This window comes from Atribacterota bacterium (genome assembly GCA_028717805.1).
Taxonomy (GTDB): Bacteria; Atribacterota; Phoenicimicrobiia; order Phoenicimicrobiales; family Stramentimicrobiaceae; genus Stramentimicrobium.
The window spans coordinates 1-22,933 of sequence record JAQUNC010000033.1; the positions used below are offsets into that span (position 1 = coordinate 1).

At 34.7% G+C, this 22,933-nt stretch carries 24 protein-coding genes and 1 tRNA gene; 24 read left to right on the top strand and 1 reads right to left on the bottom strand.

The window, feature by feature from the left end; genetic code table 11:
* Positions 1 to 551 precede the first annotated feature (551 nt).
* From PHD84_07875 to PHD84_07950, 16 genes are all read left to right on the top strand, one after another.
* Entirely contained in the window at positions 552 to 1,214 is a 663-nt protein-coding gene (locus PHD84_07875; GenBank protein ID MDD5637713.1) for an Ig domain-containing protein, read from the top strand.
* A 58-nt stretch (positions 1,215 to 1,272) separates the two neighbouring features.
* A tRNA-Sec gene (locus PHD84_07880) sits at positions 1,273 to 1,368 on the top strand.
* 179 nt (positions 1,369 to 1,547) lie between these two features.
* Positions 1,548 to 2,960 carry an L-seryl-tRNA(Sec) selenium transferase gene (selA, locus tag PHD84_07885; GenBank protein MDD5637714.1) on the top strand — a complete coding sequence of 471 codons (1,413 nt, stop codon included), beginning with the start codon at positions 1,548 to 1,550 and terminating at the stop codon, positions 2,958 to 2,960.
* A 32-nt stretch (positions 2,961 to 2,992) separates the two neighbouring features.
* Entirely contained in the window at positions 2,993 to 4,870 is a 1,878-nt protein-coding gene (gene selB, locus PHD84_07890) for a selenocysteine-specific translation elongation factor (protein MDD5637715.1), read from the top strand.
* Positions 4,871 to 4,954: 84 nt separating this feature from the next.
* The gene (gene selD / locus PHD84_07895) at positions 4,955 to 5,938 is read left to right on the top strand and encodes a selenide, water dikinase SelD (GenBank protein ID MDD5637716.1); all 984 of its coding nucleotides are present in this window, start codon (positions 4,955 to 4,957) and stop codon (positions 5,936 to 5,938) included.
* Between the two features lie 93 nt (positions 5,939 to 6,031).
* Positions 6,032 to 7,087, top strand: a complete 1,056-nt coding sequence (locus PHD84_07900; GenBank protein MDD5637717.1) for a DUF1573 domain-containing protein — start codon at positions 6,032 to 6,034, stop codon at positions 7,085 to 7,087.
* Positions 7,088 to 7,134: 47 nt separating this feature from the next.
* The gene (locus tag PHD84_07905; protein ID MDD5637718.1) at positions 7,135 to 7,470 is read left to right on the top strand and encodes a metalloregulator ArsR/SmtB family transcription factor; all 336 of its coding nucleotides are present in this window, start codon (positions 7,135 to 7,137) and stop codon (positions 7,468 to 7,470) included.
* 1 nt (position 7,471) lies between these two features.
* The gene (locus tag PHD84_07910; protein ID MDD5637719.1) at positions 7,472 to 8,281 is read left to right on the top strand and encodes a YdcF family protein; all 810 of its coding nucleotides are present in this window, start codon (positions 7,472 to 7,474) and stop codon (positions 8,279 to 8,281) included.
* A 172-nt stretch (positions 8,282 to 8,453) separates the two neighbouring features.
* Positions 8,454 to 8,642 (top strand): 2-hydroxymuconate tautomerase family protein, encoded by a 189-nt coding sequence (locus PHD84_07915; protein ID MDD5637720.1) that lies wholly within the window; start codon positions 8,454 to 8,456, stop codon positions 8,640 to 8,642.
* A gap of 102 nt (positions 8,643 to 8,744) precedes the next feature.
* Complete coding sequence (locus PHD84_07920; GenBank protein MDD5637721.1) at positions 8,745 to 9,167, top strand: divergent PAP2 family protein; 423 nt, start codon at positions 8,745 to 8,747, stop codon at positions 9,165 to 9,167.
* 97 nt (positions 9,168 to 9,264) lie between these two features.
* Positions 9,265 to 10,152 carry a VIT1/CCC1 transporter family protein gene (locus PHD84_07925; GenBank protein ID MDD5637722.1) on the top strand — a complete coding sequence of 296 codons (888 nt, stop codon included), beginning with the start codon at positions 9,265 to 9,267 and terminating at the stop codon, positions 10,150 to 10,152.
* 485 nt (positions 10,153 to 10,637) lie between these two features.
* On the top strand, positions 10,638 to 12,137 hold the full coding sequence (locus PHD84_07930; GenBank protein ID MDD5637723.1) for an amidohydrolase: 1,500 nt from the start codon (positions 10,638 to 10,640) through the stop codon (positions 12,135 to 12,137).
* Between the two features lie 190 nt (positions 12,138 to 12,327).
* Positions 12,328 to 12,726: a metalloregulator ArsR/SmtB family transcription factor gene (locus tag PHD84_07935; GenBank protein ID MDD5637724.1), complete on the top strand. Its 399-nt coding sequence runs from the start codon at positions 12,328 to 12,330 to the stop codon at positions 12,724 to 12,726.
* A gap of 114 nt (positions 12,727 to 12,840) precedes the next feature.
* Positions 12,841 to 13,323, top strand: a complete 483-nt coding sequence (locus PHD84_07940) for a hypothetical protein (protein ID MDD5637725.1) — start codon at positions 12,841 to 12,843, stop codon at positions 13,321 to 13,323.
* Positions 13,320 to 13,862, top strand: coding sequence for a permease (locus PHD84_07945; GenBank protein ID MDD5637726.1), 543 nt, complete (start codon positions 13,320 to 13,322; stop codon positions 13,860 to 13,862). Before PHD84_07940 ends, PHD84_07945 begins: the two co-directional genes overlap by 4 nt.
* A gap of 105 nt (positions 13,863 to 13,967) precedes the next feature.
* Positions 13,968 to 15,080: a DUF362 domain-containing protein gene (locus tag PHD84_07950; GenBank protein ID MDD5637727.1), complete on the top strand. Its 1,113-nt coding sequence runs from the start codon at positions 13,968 to 13,970 to the stop codon at positions 15,078 to 15,080.
* 54 nt (positions 15,081 to 15,134) lie between these two features.
* On the opposite strand, the gene PHD84_07955 is transcribed toward PHD84_07950, so the two are convergent.
* Complete coding sequence (locus PHD84_07955) at positions 15,135 to 15,395, bottom strand: hypothetical protein (protein MDD5637728.1); 261 nt, start codon at positions 15,393 to 15,395, stop codon at positions 15,135 to 15,137.
* Positions 15,396 to 15,573: 178 nt separating this feature from the next.
* On the opposite strand from PHD84_07955, the gene PHD84_07960 reads away from it, so the two are divergent.
* The 8 genes from PHD84_07960 (at position 15,574) to PHD84_07995 (ending at position 22,926) form a co-directional block, all read left to right on the top strand.
* Entirely contained in the window at positions 15,574 to 16,053 is a 480-nt protein-coding gene (locus PHD84_07960; GenBank protein MDD5637729.1) for a UPF0158 family protein, read from the top strand.
* 53 nt (positions 16,054 to 16,106) lie between these two features.
* Entirely contained in the window at positions 16,107 to 16,571 is a 465-nt protein-coding gene (locus PHD84_07965) for a nucleoside deaminase (GenBank protein ID MDD5637730.1), read from the top strand.
* A 42-nt stretch (positions 16,572 to 16,613) separates the two neighbouring features.
* Positions 16,614 to 17,147 carry a macro domain-containing protein gene (locus tag PHD84_07970; GenBank protein MDD5637731.1) on the top strand — a complete coding sequence of 178 codons (534 nt, stop codon included), beginning with the start codon at positions 16,614 to 16,616 and terminating at the stop codon, positions 17,145 to 17,147.
* Between the two features lie 259 nt (positions 17,148 to 17,406).
* Complete coding sequence (locus tag PHD84_07975) at positions 17,407 to 18,414, top strand: LacI family DNA-binding transcriptional regulator (protein MDD5637732.1); 1,008 nt, start codon at positions 17,407 to 17,409, stop codon at positions 18,412 to 18,414.
* 130 nt (positions 18,415 to 18,544) lie between these two features.
* Positions 18,545 to 19,564, top strand: coding sequence for a DctP family TRAP transporter solute-binding subunit (locus tag PHD84_07980; GenBank protein ID MDD5637733.1), 1,020 nt, complete (start codon positions 18,545 to 18,547; stop codon positions 19,562 to 19,564).
* Positions 19,565 to 19,832: 268 nt separating this feature from the next.
* Positions 19,833 to 20,345, top strand: a complete 513-nt coding sequence (locus PHD84_07985; GenBank protein MDD5637734.1) for a TRAP transporter small permease subunit — start codon at positions 19,833 to 19,835, stop codon at positions 20,343 to 20,345.
* Positions 20,346 to 21,638 (top strand): TRAP transporter large permease, encoded by a 1,293-nt coding sequence (locus PHD84_07990; GenBank protein ID MDD5637735.1) that lies wholly within the window; start codon positions 20,346 to 20,348, stop codon positions 21,636 to 21,638.
* A 67-nt stretch (positions 21,639 to 21,705) separates the two neighbouring features.
* Positions 21,706 to 22,926, top strand: coding sequence for a hypothetical protein (locus PHD84_07995; GenBank protein MDD5637736.1), 1,221 nt, complete (start codon positions 21,706 to 21,708; stop codon positions 22,924 to 22,926).
* The last annotated feature ends 7 nt before the right edge of the window (positions 22,927 to 22,933 follow it).

The window sequence follows — 22,933 nt, forward strand, 5'->3', positions numbered from 1 at the left end:
ACTCATAGGTGTAGTCTTACCTCCTTTTTTTAAAGGATACTTTGATCTGAGTATTTTTAGGTAAGTCTACACCTTTTTTATAGGTTAGGGCAAGTTTTTAAGTACCCCAGTAAATTTTACACTAACTGATGAGATACTAATTTATATTATTAGCAATAATACCGGAATATTTTAAGATAATAGCTTTTAACAGCACATTCTCGGATTATGTTAGAGCTTGCTCGGTAAAAGTTGTCAATAACCTTCATTTTCATTGACAGGAAGTGTTATAATTATTTTGTATGATGAAACATTCATATATTCATTTTAATATTAAAAATCAATTTATGCTATCCCGTTATTTTTACCTGAAGTCATCTCAGGGATAATCTTGCTAGAAAATATTCGCTAAAAAAATGACAAATAGGCAAAAGAAAAAGAGAATAAAAAAAAGTCTCTTTAAAATTAAGCCTATTTTTGAATTTTCTTAAGACCATCCTTCAGTTGAGTATACCACTTAGAGTTTTTGATTAGTATAAAAATAGAACAAAGGAAAGGGAGGAGGTGAAAAAGTGAAAAAAAGGACAGTTTTCCTATCAATTGTAATTCTGTTAACTTCTTTGTTGCTAAATGGTTGTATGACACCCTTCCTGGGAAATGAGCCGGTAATAATTATTACAAATCCAAAAACAACTGCTATGGTAGGAGAGCCCTATATCTATCAGGTGGACACTGATGATGATGGTAAAACCAAATTGGTATTTAATCTAATAGTGGCTCCGGAGGGTATGACCATTGAGGGATCAACCGGATTGATAATGTGGACACCAAGCGAAGATCAGGTGGGGGAGCATGAGGTTGATATCATGGTAAACGATGGCTGGTACAAAGATAACCAGGAATTTACCATAACGGTAAGCAAGATGCAGTTGAGCTCTATTAGCGTTCTACCTCTCTCCATGAAATTTACAAGTATCAACAGTAGCAAAAATATAGTGTCTATTACTGCTCACTATACTGATGGTTCCAGTGCCGAAATTAACAAAGCTGAATGCGTTTTTCAGTCCAAAGATACCAGTAAAGCCACAGTTAATGAAGAGGGAGTAGTAACATCGCAAGGGAAAGGGAATACAACTATTACAGTGAGTTATACGGAAGAAGGGATAACCAAAAGTGCTAACATAATGGTAACAGTAGAAATTCCAACTTATACTCCGCCTACTAGCGGTGGCTGAGGAAAAAATAAAGCCTGATAGTTTATCAGGATTTAAAAATTATATTATAATAAAGAGCGGGAGTGGATAGGTTCTGGTGGACCTTGCGGACTTCAAATCCGTGGGCGGTAATTTATGATTGCCGTGGTGGGTTCGATTCCCACCCCTCCCGCCATTTTTAGTTAATGCCCATCATAGGTATAAACAATACTAGAATGGGCATTTTGTATAATATTTAGTCTGTGTTAAAATATATATATCATCTGAAGAATAAATATAAGTAAGTGTATTAATAAGAATGCCAGGCTATATTCTATTTTCAGTATATTTTAGAATAGGAGAGAATATCTTAACTTGACTAATAATCATAATAAGACAGCACAGAATAATTTTCATGCTCAGTTGGCCCAAATTCCCAGTGTAGAGGAAGTTTTGCAGCAGGAAGAAATAGAAGTCCTAACTGGTCAATATTCCCGACCGATGATTACTCCTCTGGTCAGACAAGTACTGGCAGAGGAAAGGGAAAGAATCAGGAATGGTTCCACACCTTCTTCTTTAGCGGATATTAGTACAAGATGTGTTACTTTAATCCGGAAGGAATACCAGTCATTTATCCAGCCAGTTATTAATGGAACGGGAGTAATTTTACATACCAACCTGGGAAGGGCAGTCCTGGGTAAGGCCATAATTAACGATTCCTTACCTTCCCTGGTGGGTTATAGCAATCTGGAATATGACCTTTTTCGGGGGGAAAGAGGTAAGAGGGGGGATTTTGTTGAGAGAATGCTGGCCGAGTTCAGTCAATCAGAAAGCTCCCTCATTCTTAATAATAATGCTGCTGCTGTTTTTCTAATCTTGAAGGTACTGGCAAAAGGCAAAGAGGTAATTATTTCCAGAGGTGAATTAGTACAGATTGGTGGTGGTTTTCGCATTCCCGATATATTAAGGGAAAGCAGTGCGATTCTGCGGGAAGTAGGGACTACCAACCAGACCAATCTGGATGATTATAGAGAAGCTATTAATGAAAATACTGCCTTACTCTTGAAGGTGCACCAGAGCAACTTTTCTTTAGAAGGTTTTTCTCATTCGGTAAGTACAAAGGAGCTTAAGATACTGGGGGAAAAATATAAGCTTCCTGTGGTAGCTGATTTGGGTAGCGGATCCTTTCTGTCTACTGAACAATTTACTTTAGTTCACGAACCTATGGTCCAGGAGATGATAAGAAGTGGCGCGGATTTGGTTTGCTTTAGTGCTGATAAATTGCTGGGAGGACCTCAGGGAGGAATTATATGTGGCAGGAGGGAATATATAAACCAAATTAGGAAAGATCCCCTCTATCGTGTCTTTCGCGTAGGAAAGATAACTTTATCCCTTCTTCAATCTACCTTGTTGTTCTATTTACAGGGCAGGATCATACAGGAAATACCGGTTTGGAAGATGATCTCCCTATCAGGTCAGGAGATTAAAAGGAGGAGCCAGGCTTTAGCACAAAGTTTAAGAAAGAGAGGCATTCCTGCTCAGGTTATAGAGGGAGTATCTCTGATAGGAGGGGGTTCCTTACCCGGAAAAACATTGCCCACTTACCTTTTAAGCATTAAAACCGAGGGGAATATTGATGAGTTAGATCAGAGATTAAGATTATCTCGTCCTGCTGTTTTAGGTAGAGTTAAGGATAACTGTTTATTTTTTGATCCCAGAACAATTGAATCCCAATTTGATAAAAAGTTGATAGAACTTATCTCCTCCGCTTTTTACCAGAAAAATTAAACAATTAAAAAATGAGGCAAAAGTAATTATCTATGGTTATTTTTGGTACTGCCGGCCATATTGATCATGGCAAAACCAGTGTAATATATGCTCTAACCGGTATTGATGCAGATAGATTACCAGAGGAAAAAGCAAGGGGTATGACTATTGACCTTGGTTTTGCCTGGATGGAAACATCAAATGGTGAAAAAATAGGCATTATTGATGTTCCTGGCCATGAGCATTTTATCCGTAACATGATTACTGGTATAACCTCCGTTGATGCCTTTCTTCTGGTTGTTGATGCCAAAGAAGGCTGGAAACCACAGACTGAAGAGCATTTCCAGATAATCAGATTGTTAGATATTAATTATGGTCTGATAGTAATTACTAAAACCGACCTTGTTTTATCGGAACGGATAAAGGAAGTGGAACAGGAGATACGAGATAGGGTTAACGGTCTAAAACAACTAAAATTTTCAATTCTTTACTTTAGTAGCAAAGATAAAGAAAGTACTACTCGATTGAGAAAACAGATAGAAAGTGTAAGCAAATCCATTCCCCAGAAGAGGGATATAGGCAAACCGCGCTTATTTATTGATCGAGTATTTGAGATAAGAGGGAGTGGTACGGTTGTTACTGGCACTCTACTGGATGGTAATTTATATCTGAATCAGTCAGTCTATCTCTTCCCTTCGTTAAGGGAAATCCGTTTGAGACAAATAGAGAGCTATAATCTTTCGGTAGAAAAAGCGACCATAGGGAGCAGGGTAGCCCTTAACCTTAGCGGAGTAAAAAAAGAGGAGATAAGAAGAGGAGATTTAATTTATGGTAATCAGAAATTACCATTCGGAAATTTCTTTGATGTTATTTTAAACTTGCTCCCTCAAAAAAATCCTGTTCGTTTAAAAAATGGAACTGAGGTAGAATTTATTTCTCATACCAAAATATTGAGAGGAACCATCATCTTTGAGCAAAAGGAATTGCTGCCAGAAGAACAAGCCTATGCCCAAATTCGTTTTAAAGAGCCGCTCTGTCTCATGATTGGCGATTACTTTATTATTCGTCTACCAGGAATAAATGAGACCATTGGCGGGGGGAGAATCCTGGATGCACAGGCTGGCAGGCATAGTTTTCATAATCCACTCTGGCATAAGTGGTTGGAAAATAGAGAAAAATTAGATATTAGCCAACTTATAGTCAGCGAATTGGAGTGGCACCAGAAAATCAAGAAAGAACTGTTGTTGGTAAATAGTCCTTATTCTCAAGAGGCAATTTATCAGCACCTGGAAGCATTAAATAAGAAAGAAATTCTTTTTTTAATTGACGACTGGGTAGTAGCTTTTCATTTCTGGAATAATCTAATCCATCATGTGATATCATTTCTGGAGCAAAAACATAAGGATTATCCCCTAAAAGCTGGATTTCCTATCATACAGATCAGGAACAAATTTACTGATATACCGGAGGATTTATTCCTTAGACTACTTGATTATTTATCCAAAGATAACAAAATAAAGATAACAAAAGGAATAATTTCTTCTATTAAGCACAGTATTAGTCTGTCAGCCCAAGAGAATAAAATAGTAGATAATATTGTACACTATATTGAAAAAGATATTGAACATTTGCCTGTTGAGAAGGAATTAAAAGACGCTTTTAAAAAAAATACAGAACTCATAGACTATTTAATGGAACAGGGAGAAATTATAAAATTAGAGGATCAGATATGTATAACGCCTTCTGTTTACCGGGAAATGAAAGATAAAATTGTTGATTTTTTAAGAAAAAATAAGCAAATTGCCATCGGTCAGGTGAGGGATTTATTACATATCAGCAGAAAATATATCGTTCCTATATTGACCAGGATGGATGAGGAAGGCATCACCATTAGAAAAGGAAATGAAAGAATCTTAAGACAAGAAGAGTAGATTAATATAGATAGGGAGGTGAGGAGGATGTCCGATAAGAAGAAATTAATGCAGCTGGTTTCTGCTTCTGGTTGAGCAGCAAAATTGAGTTATCAGGATCTCGGGGAGATTCTAAGAAAACTAAACCATATTGTAGATAAAAATTTATTGAGCAGTTTTGAGCATTACGAAGATGCAGCAACCTATCGTATTAATAGCGAAATAGCAGTGATTTTTACTACTGACTTCATCACTCCCATTGTGGATGATCCCTTCACCTTTGGACAGATTGCTGCTGCCAATGCCTTAAGCGATATTTTTGCTATGGGAGGGAAACCCCTGTTAGCCTTAAATATAGTTTGTTTTCCTGATGATAGATTGGATGATCTGGAAGAAATGATAAAAGGTGGCTGTGAAAAGGTAACAGAGGCGGGAGCAATGCTGGTAGGAGGTCATAGTATAAAGGATCGGGAACCAAAATATGGTCTGGCAGTTTTAGGTCTGGTACATCCTGAGAAAATAATAAGAAATAATAATTGCCAGGAAGGGGATAGGTTGATATTAACTAAACCACTGGGGACCGGAATAATAGCCACTGCTTTAAAGGCAGCAGAAATAACCGCATCAGAGGCACAAAAGACAATTAACTGGATGATTAAGCTTAATAGTATTTCTAATTCTATTTTAAATCTGTCTATTAATAGCATGACTGACATTACCGGATTCGGATTTCTGGGGCATCTCAGTGAAATGTTAAAAGATAGTGATGTTGGGGCTGATATTGAGGTAAACAATGTCCCGCTGATAGAGAAGGCATTAGAGCTTTCCCATAAGGATATTATTCCTGGGGGCAGCCTGCTGAATCAAAAAATATTTTCCTGTGGCGTGGAGAAAATGATAGAAATTGATTCAGCTAAAGAAATATTATTATATGATGCCCAGACCTCTGGAGGACTCCTTATTTCGGTTAAGAATAAAGATGTCAGACAGTTGCTGAAGTTATTGACAGAAGAGGGATTTAGCAAGAGTAACATGGTAGGGAGTATCAGGAAGATAGCGACAACTGATAAAAGAATAAGACTGATATAATTTTTAAGGATAGCACTTAATTTAAGGCAAACCATTTTAAATCTGAGGTAAACTAAGTAAATATAATTAATATAGAAAGAGGTTAAAGCAAGAATGCCTAAAAAAAGTTTTACCATAATAGTAATTACCATTATAGCTATCTTTTTAGGGATTGGTTTTCTAATCAGCAGGGTAGGTGGCCATTATTCCAGTCCACCAAAATTATCCGTTTCAGAAGAGATAGGAGATTTAGGAACAATAAAGTCAGACCAACCACAGATCCATATTTTTACCTTAAAAAATGAGGGAGGAGAAACTCTTATTATCGAGAGAGTCCAGGCTCCCTGTGGTTGTACTGCAACTGTATTGTCAGATGAAAATCTCTTACCCGGTAAAACCTCCCAATTGGAGGTTACCTTTAATCCCAGGGGATATGAAGGAGAAGTGATCCAGTCTGTCTATATTTACAGTAATGACCCGGAAACTACCAGAATGAAAATTGCTATCAAGGCGGTTGTGGAGCGTGAACCTTCTCCCAAAATACATATATCTACCACCAAATGGGATCTGGGATTACTCTCAATTGGTAATTCCTCTTCACTCTTGATAAAAGTATCCAATCAGGGTGATTTAGTTTTGGAAATTGAAAATATTGTTCTCCCAGATCAGGTTTCTTATCAACAAGAAGTACCAGAATTTCCACTACTATTGGCTCCCGAGGAGGGAATCGAGCTTAGTTTTGTTTATGATTCCCATGGGCAGGAAAGAGGAGCGATAAGAGAATATATTCGCCTGGTCACCAATGATCCAAATAGAAGAAATGTGACCTTAATGATTGAAGGTTATATAATAGAGAAAGCAGAAATGATTTCTATTCATCCTCTGCAGAAATTTATAATTGCCGAGGAAATGGAAAATAAATGGTATGAAGCAAAATTTTTAATAAAGAATAATAGTGACAGTGAGTTGAGAAACATTTTAATAACTTCCTCTCAGGATTATATTACACCAAATAATCAAGAGATTAGTTTATTGCCAGGAGAGGAGAAAGAAATAACAATTAGAATTGAACAGCAAAGTTTATCTAATGTTGATATTGAGGAAATACTTCAGGAGTATATTTATTTTAAAATAGCAGTTCCGGTAGATATTAACTTTGCTCTACCCTGAGAAATATGTGATGGTGAGGAAATTATAATTTAGTTACTAAGGATGTTATGGAAGAATATATCAAAATATTCAATGCCTTATCTAATAAAACAAGATTACGCATCTTTCTGATTTTGACTGAGGGTGAGCTCTGCGTCTGTGAGCTCACCCGTACTCTGGATATGGAACAATCCAGAATCTCTCACAGCTTAAGAGTATTAAGAGAAGCCAGGTTAATCAACAGCCGTAAAATTGGGAAGTGGATGTTTTATTCAATTAATGAGAATTTAGACTACAGATGGATAGCAGAGAAAATTTCAGATAAAATTCTCATATGGGAAGAAGATAAGAGAAGGCTAAAAGAAGTGAAAAGCAAAAATATTAGAAAAGAGTGTAATTGCTAAGATGCTAAATTCAATGCTCTTATTGCGCAAAATTCTTATGCAATTTATATTTCCACCGGGAGTTATCATTATTGCCATTTTACTGCTCTATTTTCTTTTAATTTATCGTAAGAAAAAGATAGCCACCATATTTACGGTATTTTTAGCTACCCTTTTATTTTTATTGAGTTCCTGGTTAGGAGAACTTCTCTTCCTAAAACCATTGGAAGATAAATATATTTTTAATTCAGGTATATCCAGAGATAGTGTAAATTTTGCCCATCCGGTAATAGTAGTACTGGCTGGAGACTTAGTAACGGGAAGTTTATTAGCAGGTGCAGGTAATGCTGAAGTTGGAGAGATTACCCTGGTACGTCTTTTGGGAGCCTATTTTCTTTATCAGAAAATGGAGTGCCCTATTCTGGTAAGCGGAGGAACTGTTCCCGGCTTTGCTGGGAATATACCAGCGGCTGATAGTATGAAACAATTATTAGTGGACTTAGGGATATCTGCTGAGGATATTCTTAAAGAAACCCAGTCCAGCACTACTGTGGAGAATGCCAGCTTTACACTGGACTTGATTAGAAGATATGGTTTTCAGGAAGTTATTCTGGTAACAAGCGCTGTGCATATGCCCAGGGCAATGTTTGCCTTTCAAAATGATGATATAGTAATTTTCCCTGCTCCGGTAGGTTTCTTATATGAAAATATTCAACCTGGTATAATAAATCTTCTTCCCAACAGTAGTTCCTGGGGACACAATTTAAGAGCATTGCATGAATGGATAGGTTTGCTATATTACAGGATATTCAAGGGGAATCCTTCCCTTTGAGAATCCCTTTATCAGTATATAGTATTAAGTGTATCGCATATTGTAGTTTGTGGTGCTCAGGGAGTATTACTCCATTGGTTGTAAACTTATTATTAAAATTTATTATCTTTGAAGGCTTTCAGGGATATTTTCCCTGATTGCTTTATCTTTTTTGTAAAAGGAGGTTCACATTATGCCAATTTTACAGATAGAGATATTGAAAGGTAGAACAGTAGAACAAAAAAGAGAAATGGTAAAGATGGTTACTGATGCTATTTCAGAAACCCTGAATTGCCCTAAAGAGGCAGTAAGCATTATAATCAGAGAGATGGAATGGGAAAATTATGCCAGAGCTGGTGTGTTAAAGTCGGATAGCAGATAGTAACTAATTTTCCAGTTTTGTTTATAAATATTCAAAAGCATTTAAAGGAGACAAGTTAGTATAATAGTCTTTGATGAGTTAATTGCCATATTTAATAATAAAATAATAGCAATTGCCTTCCTTACCTGGATTGCTAATCAGGCTATTAAGTTAATATTATTTTTTATTACAGAAGGAAAATGGGACTTAAACCGATTTTTTGGAGCGGGCGGAATGCCCAGTACTCATTCTGCGCTTTCAGTCAGTGTGGCAGTCTCGATAGGTTATATAGAGGGTTGGGATTCTGCTTTGTTTGCTCTAGCTAGTGTGTTTGCCATTGTGGTTATGGCTGATGCTGCAGGAGTAAGAAGGGCTACCGGTGAACAAGCCAAAGCATTAAACAAGCTTATGCTGATATTTTTTAAGGAAAACAGACTGAAAAACGGGCGTATGAAAGAATTTATTGGCCATACACCCTTTGAAGTAATTGTAGGAGCGATTATTGGTCTATTAATAGCGACCTTATTTTCTGTCTACTTTTCTTAATAATTTATTGATAAATATTTGTTATTGGTTTTTAGTCTTTGATTCGGGCATAACCTATTAATTAAATTGATATTTTACTAGAAAGAAGGTTATTTTTATGAATTATAAGTTAAGTGAAAAAGAAATCAATGAGTTAAAAAAGGCACAGCAAGATGAGCTGGTAGGGGAACAAGTCTACGGAAGGTTAGCTAAATTAGTTAAAGACCCACGTAACTCAAAAATATTAGCAAAGATTTCCAATGATGAGAAAGAACACGCCCAAATATTTAAGAAATATACTAAAGTGGATTTAAAAGTAGATAAGTTAAGAGTGTTTTTTTATGTTTTTATATCCCGGGTATTTGGCCTGACCTTTGGTGTTAAATTACAGGAAAAAGGGGAAGAGCAGGCACAAAAGAATTACAAGCAAATGCTTAAGGCTATACCAGAAATGAAAGAAATAATTGAAGCCGAAGAAAAACATGAAGTCGAATTGATTAATATGATTAATGAAGAAAAACTTACTTATATGAGTTCAGTGGTTCTAGGCTTGAATGATGCTCTGGTAGAACTGACGGGTGCCCTGGCTGGTTTTACCTTATCCATTCAGAACTCAAGAATAATAGCTCTCCTGGGATTAATTACCGGTATTTCTGCCTCTCTTTCAATGGCAGCAAGTGAATATCTTTCAACCAAAGCGGAGCCAGATCCGAAAGAACAAGAAAGAGCAGGCAAATCAGCGTTTTACACCGGAATTGCTTATATTTTGACAGTTATAGCTTTAATTACGCCTTATTTTTTAATTAGCAATTATTTCTACAGTCTCGCTATGACTATTATAATAGCACTGGTCATTATTTTTGTTTTTAATTATTATATTTCTGTAGCCAACGATTATAATTTTAAGAAAAGATTTATGGAGATGGCTTTTATCAGTATTGGTGTGGCTGCTCTTTCCTTCATTATAGGCTATTTAGTTAAAACTTTTTTAGGTTTTGAATTATAGTTAGCATACATTTTATTTCCATTAATAGGCATTATTAAGCAAATTATTTTTAATAAATTTTTAATTTTGTTATTGACATTTGATAAGTTAATAGATATTCTATAGAGAAATTAATTTTAAAAGTATAGGTTATGTTAAAAGATATAAATATTTTTAAATCACAAACAAACAATATTGATAGTTCATATTATTTCTTCTACTTTATTCCAGAGGTAAACGCCTTTGGGGATTGGTAGAGGGTTATAACAAGTCTCTGAAAAAAACCACAGGCATTTACCTCGGTAAAAGCCTGTGGTTTTTATTTTTATATAGCCACGGGTGATTAATTCATTCGTGGTTTTTTTATTTTGAGCAGAAAGGAGAAAAGATCATGTAAAAACTTAAGGGGATAGAAAAATTATAGGGCAGTTTTATTACTAGAAGTAAGTCTACAATTGTGAAAAAATTTATTTGTTTTAAAAATTAAAAACATTAAGGAGATAGTTATGAGAAGGAATATTTTGGGATTAATTACTGTTCTCACAGTATGTATATTAATAGCAAGTTTTACCTTAAGTGTAATAGCTCAAGTGGATATTGAAGATGCCAAAAAAACTGTTATAACCTGGGCTGATGATAATGCCAGTCGTATCAGTGATATTTCTTATCAGCTCTGGGAATTTGCTGAAATTGGACTGAAAGAGTTTAAATCATCTGATCTATTGGTCAGTGAGTTAGAACAGAATGGTTTTAGTGTAGAACGAGGATTAGCTGGGATGCCTACCAGTTTTGTGGGAACTTACACACACGGAACAGGAAAACCAGTCATTGGAATTCTTGCTGAGTACGATGCCCTACCCAATGGACATAGCTGTGGTCATAATCTATTTGGTGCTGGCAGTGTAGCAGGTGCCATAGTTTTAAAAGAGGCCATGGAAAAGCATAATATTGACGGTACCGTAAAGCTGTTTGGAACTCCCACTGAGGATACCCATGGCGGAAAGGTCTGGATGGCTCGAGAGGGTGTCTTTGATGGATGTGATGTATTCTTAAGTTGGCATTCTGGTACTAAAAATGAATCTAATTATGGTTCTAATCTGGCAGTGCAGATTTTAGAAGTAAATTATAAGGGAATCAGCTCTCATGCTGGTGCCGCACCAGAAAAGGGTCGTTCAGCTTTGGATGGACTAACTATAAGTTCTATTGCTATGGAGTTTTTAAGGGAACACATGATTGAACCCATGAGAATCCAGTATATTATTACCAATGGAGGTCAGGCACCCAATTCTGTCCCGGAATACACGCAAATGAGATTAGTTATTCGTGGACCAATGATGAAAGATATTGATGAACTACGATCTAGAGAAGGCGGAGTGGATGACTGTCTACGTGCTGGAGCATTGGCTAGTGGTACAGACGTAACCATGCAGGTAGTTGGCGCTTTCTATAACAAGATACCTAACAAGAGAGGATCAGACTTAGTAATTGAAAATATGAAGTATATTGGGGCACCGACTTTTACTGAAGAAGAGGAACAATTAGTTAAATCTATCGCTGAAAAACATAACACCCCTTTGGGTAAGTTGGATAGTTCTATACATGAACCGATAGACGATACCTCAAAAGCTTCTGCTGATACCGGTGATGTCAGTTATATAGCACCACTAATATCTTTTAATGCTACCACTGAAGCGCTTGATACACCCGGTCATAGCTCAGCTAAAAACGAACAGATGGGTACCTCTATCGGTTGGAAAGGAACTATATTTGCAACGAAAGTATTTGGTTGTACTGGTCTTGATCTTCTTACCGATGAGACAAAATTAACCGCTATCCAGAATGAATTTCAGGAGAGAATGGTGGGTGTTGATTATCATCCGGTCATACCAGCTGATTTATGGCCTCCTATTCCCAAAGAAAATCCTTCTGATTTCAAAGGACCTGCTGTGCCAGTATTCCCGGAACCAAAAGTACCAGAATCTCTTCTCTACTGGAAAACAAAATAAGGTGATTTAATTATCTGAGACAAGCAGATATTAAAAAGTAAGATAGACGGAGCTTAACCATAAATAAGTTTCGTCTATCTTTTATAGAAAATATAATTTATCAATTAATAGAGACGTTTATTAATTGACAGGGATATTTTAGTAATATATAATCTAATTTAGAAGATACTAAAATGAAAGAGATAAATCAATGGATAGTATATTAGAAGTTTTTAAGGCTTTATCTGATAAAAACCGCTATAATCTCCTGAAGTTGTTATTGAAACATGACCTTTGTGTCCGCGCCTTATCTATTAGATTGAATATTTCAGAATCTGCGATATCCCAGCATTTAAAAATTTTACGAGAGGCTGGTGTAGCTAAAGGGGATAAAAGGGGATATTATACCCATTATTATATTAACAGAAAAGTTTTAGAAGAAGTTGCTAAACATATTCTCGAGCTGTCCCAAATAAACTCAATTGAAGATGAACTTTCTCAAAAAATGTCTAAAAACCACCTTAATTACGGGAGGAGTAGAGGAGAAATAAAAAAAAACAATTGCCAGCATCCTGAATTAAGACCAAAAAATAAGAAGTGGAGTCAATAACAGATTCAGAAATGTCATGGTGATATAAAATCATCCCTTTGAATTCAGCAGGAACACCAAGAAAAAAATAATTCTATGAAGCAATAAGCCAACATTGAAAAGGAGAATCATTTTATGTGGCTTTTCTACCTAACAGGTATCTTGTTATTGTTATCTTTTTTCTTTGATTATTCTAAATCCAAAAAAGCTATTATATTGGCTTATCGGAGATTTCTCATTATTTTTCCCTCTTTTCTGATTATGCTTATCCTGGTATCCATTATCTTATTTCTTTTTCCCCAGGAAAAAATTGTTACCTATCTTAGTTATGGAAGCAATATGGTAAATATTATTCTAGCAGCTCTGGTTGGTTCGATAACAGCTGTGCCAGGATTTATCGCCTTTCCCTTAGCCGGAATATTAAAGGATAATGGGATTTCCTATACTATTATTGCTGCGTTTACCACTACTCTAATGATGGTTGGAACCATAACTTTCCCGGTTGAGGTTACCTATCTGGGTAAAAGAGTTGCTCTTATCCGTAATATTATTAGTTTTATCATTGCCATAATTGTAGCCTTGTTGATAGGTCTTTATTTTGGCGAGGTTGCCCTATGAAAGAACAAAATAAGAAAGAGAAGAATAAGATCAAAGGAAATCTATTTTTTATTACTATTTTAGCCTATTTTATATATATTATTTATTCCTATGTATTTAATATTTCCTCTGGAATTGAGATTGGTACCAACTTAATATCTTTTTTATCTTCTATGAGTAGAATATTACCCTGTGCTTTTATCTTGATTGGTTTATTTGAAGTCTGGGTACCCAGGGAAAGAGTTGAAAAGCATTTGGGATACCAAGGTGGTTTTCAGGGATATATCTGGGCTATTATTTTGGCAGGAACTATGGCCGGGGGTTTATTAGTTGCCTTACCGGTATCGTCTGCCTTATATCGTAAGGGTGCACGGTTAAGTGTTATCTTTACTTTTCTGGGCGCCTCTGCTGTAGTTAGAATCCCCATGACTCTGTTTGAAGCATCCTTTTTAGGAGCTGAATTCACAGTTATACGCTGGACAGTATCTATACCATTAATTATTATCTCATCCCTTCTCCTGGAAAAATATTTGTCTAAAGAGCAATTTGATGTAAAATAAATACTATAATATAGTAAGAATGATATAATAATAATAAGTTATGAGATGTTGATTCTAGCGAACATATAGATTAATTGTAATGCTAAGCAAAGAAGGAGTAGATAGATGGAAAAGTCAGAAGTTTATTTTACCAATTTAAGGGCAAAACCAGGAAATAATTTACTGGATAAATTAAATAATTTAGTTAAGAAGGCTGGGATAAAAAATATTTATTTTAAAGAGAAATTTGTTGCTTTAAAGATACATTTTGGGGAAGCAGGTAATCTTGCCTATATCAGACCAAATTATGTTGCTCGTATTGTTCAGTTAATAAAAGAATGTGGGGGATTCCCCTTTCTTACTGATGCCAACACCCTCTATCATGGTAAAAGAGCAAATGCTGTTGATCATCTAAATACCGCCATGGAGAATGGCTTTAATCGTATAGCGGTTAGTTGTGATGTAATTATAGCCGATGGATTAAAGGGGACTGAATATAGAGAAATTAAGATAGATAAAAAACACTGTCGAGCTCCTAAGATCGGATCGGCGATTACCGATTCCGATATAATAATTTCTCTTACTCATTTTAAAGGTCATGAACTGACTGGTTTTGGGGGTACCTTGAAAAATTTAGGTATGGGAAGTGGTTCACGAGCCGGTAAAATGGAAATGCATTCCACCTCAAAACCCAGGATTAAGATGGAAAATTGTGTAAGTTGTGGGTACTGTATTAAGAATTGCTCCCAGGGAGCAATTCATTTTAATAGAAATAAAAAAGCGGAAATTGACTATCAAAAATGTATCGGGTGTGGTCAATGTGTGGCAATATGCCAGTATAGTGCTGCAGTGGCAGGCTCTGACGCTTCAGGAGCAATTGTACAGGAAAAAATTATGGAATATGCCTATGCTGTGTTAAAAGATAAACCGCATTTTCATATCAGCTTCATTATGAATGTTTCTCCTTTCTGTGACTGCTGGAGCTATAACGATATGGCTATTGTGCCAGATATAGGAATGGCAGCCTCCTTTGATCCGGTAGCCCTGGATAAGGCCTGTGTGGATTTAGTGAATGAAGCTACTATGACTCAGAAGTCTGTTCTGGAAGAACGTAATTACCGGAAAGGAGAAGATAAATTTCATTATGTACATCCCGATACTGACTGGAAAGTGGGATTGAGGTATGCTGAAGAATTAGGATTAGGTAGTCAGAATTATAATTTAGTCATAGTACCTTAATAAATAGAATTATTGTGCAATCCCTTACTCTTATTTATCATTTATTATTTATTATTATCTACGATCTCTTTCCAGGTCATAAATTATTTTTTCCAGATACCATTCTTCTGATTTATGGGGGTGCTTCTCTTTCAGATTTCTCATTTGTCTTTCCATTGTTTCAGCTGCCAGTTCAGGAGGAAGTCGAAGTAATTTATAATATCTCTCTCTCAAAGCCTTTTTCTTTCTGCCCTCCTTGCCCCCTTTTCTGATAAACAGATAAATTACGACTATTAAAAGAAGAATAGTTATCAAGATAATTGAGAATTGATTCATAAAATCCTCCACTTTAGTTATTTTATCATATTTATAACACATATCTCTTTTTTGCCTCTCTTAATGAACGCATTCTATAATATAAAATATCAGGTAAAAAAGAATAGCATAAATATTATTTTAAAGTTATTATATTATTGGTAGAATTAGATTATCGATAAAACTAAAGGGTATAATTATGAAAAAGCTAAAGATTGACTTATCAATGATAGAAGCGGCAATGGAAGATGCAGAAAGATATTATAATAAGTATTTTCTCGATAGGGATACCGGAGAGGTTATTATATTAACAGAAGAGGTAACAGGATATACAAAAGAGCAAGAATTAAGAGATGATTTATCGGAATGGATGCTCAATGAGCTTAAAATAGCTAAAGAGATATTAATTGATAATCCCGAACGTTATATAAATATACCTATGAAGCCGGTTTATGAGAGCTACAATCTTATGGTGGAATTTGCGGATAGTGTAACAGATGAATTGTTAAGAGAAAAATTAAATATTACCCTGGTTGGCAAGGGCGCTTTCCATCGTTTTAAAATGGTATTAAGTGATTATCCTTTTTATAAACAGAAATGGTTTCAATTTAAGGAACAAAGATTAAAGATAGAGATTTTAGATTGGTTACGAAGCATTGGTATTGAAGTAATAGAATAACTTGGCTTTCTTTATTTGAATCTCATGCTTTCAATGGAAAAAGGAGGAGGAAGATGCTTAGTAAGTTTATGAAGGAAGCTATTCGGTTATCCATAGAAAATATCAGAATGGGAGGAGGTCCTTTTGGAGCTGTTATTGTCAAGAATAATCAGATTATTTCAACCGGAGTTAATGCTGTCACTAATAATAATGATCCCACCGCTCATGCCGAGATACAGGCTATCCGCCAGGCCTGTCAAGAATTAAAGACCGTTAATTTATCAGGTTGTAGCATCTTTACTTCCTGTGAACCATGCCCCATGTGTTTGGGAGCTATCTATTGGGCGCATCTAGATGCCGTTTATTATGGTAACACCAGAAAAGATGCTCACAAGATTGGATTTGCCGATGATTTGATTTATACTGAGTTTAATCGACCCCTTTCTCAGCGAACTACACCAATGGTTCAGATTAATGCAGAAGAAGCCAAAGAAGCCTTTCTGTTATGGGAGGAATCAGAAAATAAGATAAGATATTAACAGTTTATCAGAAAATATTTTTCATAAGGGGGAAGTTCTGTTATGAAAAAGAAGATATCTGAAATTACTATGGAATGTATTGTGGGAGACATTGCTGCCCAGAAAGATATGACTGCAGTGGTAAATGCAGCTAATGCTCAATTGAGAATAGGTGGGGGAGTAGCTGGAGCATTGCATCGAGCTGCCGGACCGGGATTGGAAGAGGAATGTAGACCCTTGGCACCTATTAAACCTGGCGAGGCAGTTATTACCGGTGGTCATAAGCTGCCAAATAGATATGTTATTCATTGTCTGGGACCGGTTTATGGTATTGATAGTCCTGAAGATTTACTATTGGCGAGTTGCTATAAAAATGCTTTACAGTTAGCAGACCAGCACCGTATTGATTCAATTGCCTTTCCTGCGATTTCTACCGGTGCCTTTGGCTATCCCATTAAAGAAGCTACCCAGATTACTTTTCGTACCATAAAAAAGGTATTACCGAAACTGATCCACATAAGACACATCCGCTTTGTATTATACGATCAGAGTACTCTTTCTATCTATGAACAATATCTGGAAAAATTGAATAACTAATCTTTGCTGAGTCCTGCAATTCTAACTCTACTCTAATAGAAAATACCTTTATTCTCCCAATATAGAAATGATTGCTATATAATAAAAATAATTTAAATGCATTTTATACGAGACAGTAATAAAATTAATATATTTTTAAAATAAGGTAATAGAAAGGCTTGACTAAAGTAAACTCTTTTTATATAATGTAATCGATAACATTGTAAACGATTACATTATAGTTATAAAATGAATTTATTTAGGTATTATAATAATAAATATGAAAATTAATATAAAAAGTGTGGCTGAAAAAGCAGGGTTTTCTACAGCAACTGTATCAAGAGTTCTAAGAAATTATCCAGGAGTTAGAGGAAAGACCAGAAAAAAAGTTCTTAAAGCTGTATCAGAATTAAATTATGAAGTAAATGCAGTAGCGAGGAGTCTCAGACAGAAAAAAACTTATTCGATTGGAATAATTGTTGGAAATGTTCTTTCGCAATTTTACTCAGTCATTGCTAAATCAGTTGAAGATACTGCCAATAAATATGGATATAATGTTATTTTATGTAATGGAGACGAAGATTCAGAAAAAGAATTAAATTATTTGAAAATATTAAAATCTAATAGAGTAGATGGTATAATCCTTACTCCTACTGGCAAAAATCCTACATATATTCAACATTTAATAAATTCAGGAACTAAAGTAGTACTTTTAGACCGCTTACTAGAAGGAGTAAACTGTGATGCTGTATTAGTTGATAATGCAATTGGTGCTTATAAGGCTGTTAGACATTTAATAGAAAAAGGATATAGAAAAATTGGAATAGTAAATGGCTACCTTGACCGAACTACTGGTACGGAAAGATTGGAAGGCTATTTAAATGCATTGAGAGAAGCGGGGATTGCAAAGGATAATAGTTTAATTAAAATTGGTAATTTTAAAAAAGAAAGTGGCAGAAAATTAACTAAAGAATTATTGAATCAATCAAACAAACCAGAAGCAATCTTTACTACTAATATAGATATGTCTATTGGTGCATTGGTTGCTATTAAAGATATGAATTTAAAAATTCCTGAAGATATAGGTATTGTTTGCTTTGATGATTCTGATTGGATGGCAATTTTTGAACCCCCTATAACTGTAATTAGGCAACCAGTATACCAATTAGGTTCTACAGCAACTGAATTGTTAATAAGAAAAATAGAGAACGATCAAGACAATTTACCTATCCGTCCAAGAATAATATTAAATACAGAATTAATCATTAGAAATTCTATTAAAATTTAACTGATTCAATAAAATAATTGCTTTTCCTTAACTGGCAAAATTCTAATAAGATAGGAGGTGTATAAATCTATATATTATAATAGCAATTAACAGAATGATTAAATTAAAAAATAAAAAAGGAGAGTTTCTTATGAAAAGAGTTAAAATTGTTTTGATAGTATGTTCGCTTATTCTTTTGTCATCTATGTTGGTTTTTGCTGAACAACCAAAGTATAGCTTGAAATTTTCTACTGCTGCTACCCCTCAAGAGCCACAAACCCAGGGTTTTATGAAATTTGCTGAAATCATAGAAAAATTAACCAATGGAAATATTAAAGTAACTGTATATCATTCTGGACAATTAGCAGACCAGAAAACCCAAGTTCTCGGTACTATGCGAGGAGATATTGATATGTCTGATGGCTCACCTACTTGGTTTGCTGATTTAATACCATATCCCGAAATCGGAGTCTTAGAAGCAGCCTATGCTTATAAAAATTTAGATCATCTATACCATGTATTAAATGGTCCTATCGGTAAAGCTTACTGGGATGAACTCAGGAAGCGATCAGGATTAGTGGTTTTAGATACCTGGTTTCTAGGTACCAGACAATTGAATTTTATTAAGGATGTTGGTGAAGTTAGGGTTCCTGAAGACTTAAAGGGAGTTAAACTAAGGATGCCTGGATCTGAAGTTTGGATGGATGTTGGTCGAGGTTTAGGCGCTCAGCCTACTCCTCTGGGATTTAATGAAGTATATATGGCATTAAAGACCGGAACTATAGATGGACAGGATAATCCACTACCAACAGATTATTCTAGCAAATTTTATGAAGTTACCCATTACATTGTCTTAACTGATCACCAGATGACCATAATTAATCCTACAATTAATGAAAAAGTTTGGGAGAGTATGCCGGACGACTATAAAGTTTATATGAAAATGGCGTTATTAGCGGGAAGATATCACTGCAATCAATTAGTTTTAGAACAGGAAGCAAGTTTAATTGCCAAGTTCCAAAATGAATTTGGTATGGAGATTATCATTCCGAATAAAGCTGCTTTTATGGAAAATGTTAAAAAAGTGTATGAAAAGAATGATTCAATCTGGGGTAAGGGTGTTTATGAAATGATACAAAACGCTAGTTCAGAATTATATGAAGCAAAATAATTAAATAATCTTTTTTACTTGTGTAATTTGGAAGAGGAGAAAATAATTTTCTCCTCTTCCAAGAGCAAGTTAAGCTAATATTCATTTTTTAATTTTTCTGAAAATATGTTCTTTAAAAGCTAAATAGTAAGAGGGAAAGATTCTGCAAAAATCTCGCTAGACTTAGGTTAGGAAGAATAATTGATTATCTTCTAGAAAGACTTGTTAGATACCATTTTGTTGTTTTACAAAAACATGTTTAGCATATATAAAGGAGGAAGCAAATCAAGTGGGATTATTGAAAAGCGTGTATCGCTTTATTATTATATTTTTTGAAGAATATTTATCTGCTATTGCTCTGATTACCTGTTTTTCAACAATTGTTATTCAAGTGTTTTATAGATATTTCCTTAATATTTCCTTAGAGTGGCCTTTTGAATTATCTATTTATGCTTATATTTGGACCTTATATCTAGGAGCTGCTTGGGGAGTAAGAGAAGAGAATCATGTTAAGTTTAACATGATTTACGATTTTTTATCTTTAAATGTACAAAAAATGCTTAATATCATTTTTAACTCCATTACTACTCTTATTTTTATTATTATTTTTATCCCTGTTTGGGATTATCTCTTATTTAATTACAGAATCAAGACAGTTGCCCTTAAAATACCCTGGACTTTTGTTTTTGGAGTTTTTTCTATTTTCTTAGTCTTAACCATTATTCACAATATTGATCATATTATTCGTGATATAAATTACTTAATTGTTAATAAAAAATCAATAAGACAGGAGACTAGATAAATGTTTTTAGCGATATGGGTGATTTTATTTATAATTATGTTCTTGTTTGGATATCCCATTATCTTTGCAATTTCCATTCCTTCAATTCTTTATATTATTTTAACTAAAATACATTTGGCAGTTATCGTGGATACTATGGTAATAGGTTTTGAAAAACAATTTGTTTTATTATCAGTTCCATTATTTATTTTAGCTGCTAAGATAATGAATGAAAGTTTGATAACTGAGCGTCTTTTTAATTTTGCTGGTAAGCTAGTAGGTTCACTGAAAGGTGGGCTTGGTCATGTTAATGTGCTTGTTTCGGTTATTTTTGCTGGTATGACAGGTTCAGCAATTGCTGATGCCTCTGGTTTAGGACTAATAGAAATAAAAGCAATGAATGATGCTGGATTTGATCCAGAGTTTAGCTGTGCAGTTACATCAGCAAGTTCTACAATTGGCCCTATTATACCTCCAAGTATCCCGATGGTAATATATTCAATGATTTCAGGAGCTTCAGTAGGACATTTATTTATTGGTGGAGTTATCCCTGGTGTATTTTTAGCATTGGCTATGATGATTTATGTAGCATATATTTCAAAAAAAAGAGACTACCCTGCTGATGAATCATTTAATATAAAAAGTTTAGTGAAATCTTTTTTAAAAGCATTTTTCCCGTTATTAACACCAGTAATTTTGTTAGGGGGCATCTACGGGGGAGTATTTACTCCTACAGAAGCAGCTGCAGTTGCTGTTTTTTATGCTTTTATATTATCAGTAGTTGTTTATCGTATTTTAGGATGGAAGAAATTAATCAGGATTTTTAAAGAATCAGCTTTGAGTACGGGACAAGTATCAGCAATGGTGGCAGCTGCACTTATTTTTAGTTATATCGTCTCCCGGGAACAAATACCGGTAGCCATTACAAATGCTGTTATGAATTCAGGGATTATTACTAATAAATATACTTTCTTATTATTTATAAATCTATTTTTATTATTATTGGGTTGCTTTATGGACCCTATTGTAGGACAACTTATAGTAATGCCTATACTTATACCGATCGCAATATTGTTTGAAATAGATTTGGTTCACCTTGGAGTTATCTCTACATTGAATTTTATGATTGGGCTTTCTACTCCTCCCTATGGTGAGAGCTTATTCATTGTAAGTGCCATATCAGGTACTCCATTAGGAGGGATTATCAGGGAAATGTGGCCTTTTATAGGTGTTTTAGTAGCTGTTTTGTTAACTTGCACTTACTTGCCAGAGTTAGTTTTATTTTTACCTAAATTAGCAGGGTATATTCCTTAAATAAGTATTATATATAGTAAATTATTTTATGGATATCTAACAAAAATATATAAAAGAGGTAATAAAAATGGAAATTAACCTCAAATTAATAGAGATGTATTATCAGGATATTGAAGAAAAAAGTAAAGAGAATTTAGATAAAGCAATAAAAAAAATTGTAGAAGTAAAGAAAAAAAATGGAAAGATAATGGTAGTAACCGGTAGTGGACCAAATCTTCACGAAGGTGTTACCACATTAATTTCTGAATTAATGGATAAAAATATTATTAATAGTGTCAGTACAAGTTCGGCAGTTGTAGCTCATGAGATGGCTGGTAGCTTAGACAAGGTTAAGAGGGTAAAAGTAGATAAATTAGGAATTAAAATAGATAAAAATTATATTCCTAGAGGGAATATTTTTGAATTTACTCAGTTGAAAGAAGATGATTTGGAAATTCTGAAAAAAGAAATGATTTTAGATGAATCCTTATTGGAAGAATCTAAATCTATTGATGGTGAAATCATTATTAAAGCAGCAGGGAATATGGCTTACCCTATGGGGTTAAGAACCGAAATTCTTTCACGTAAAATACTTCACATTTCCCAAACCTATAATTTACCTTTTGAAGAGGTAGCTGGATGGGCAGCAGATCAGAGGACTATGATAGGTAGGGGAGCAGAGAAAGGTCTTCCGGTTATTGTAACTGTACCTCAGCTTGTTGGAGGAGGAGTAGTTGGCCTTTCAATTGGAGATAGCATTTCTATATCAGAAAGATCAATGCGTATTGCCAGAATGTTAGAAGAGGCAGATATTATTATAGAATCAGCGGTAGCCTTAACCCAGGAAATACATGATGGACCTTTTGAATGCTATACTGGTCATGGTATCTGGTCTTATTGGAATGGAATGAAAACTTTTAGTCTAAAAGAAAAGACTCTCATTAGAATAGATTTAGATGAGAATTTAATGAGAGCTAAGTTAATGGAGGAGGAGAATAAAAAAATTCAAGAAGCTATAAATAAAGGATTGCCAAAGACCAAGGTTACTGGAATACCATTTCGAATGGAGATGTCTGCTTTTGCCAGACATGAAAATAGCATTCCAATTGTAGGGGATATTGGTAAAATTTGGCCTATTATAGCATACAGAGTTGCTGATGGATTAGGTATTTATCTTGATTTTATAAGCTATCCTCAAGAATCTGAAGAAGGAAAGAATATGAGAGAATGGATAGTAGAAAATGTTAAGCCCATAAACAGAGAAAGACTTTTCAAAAAAGCCCAGCAATATAAATTGGAGTTAAATTAGAAAGGAG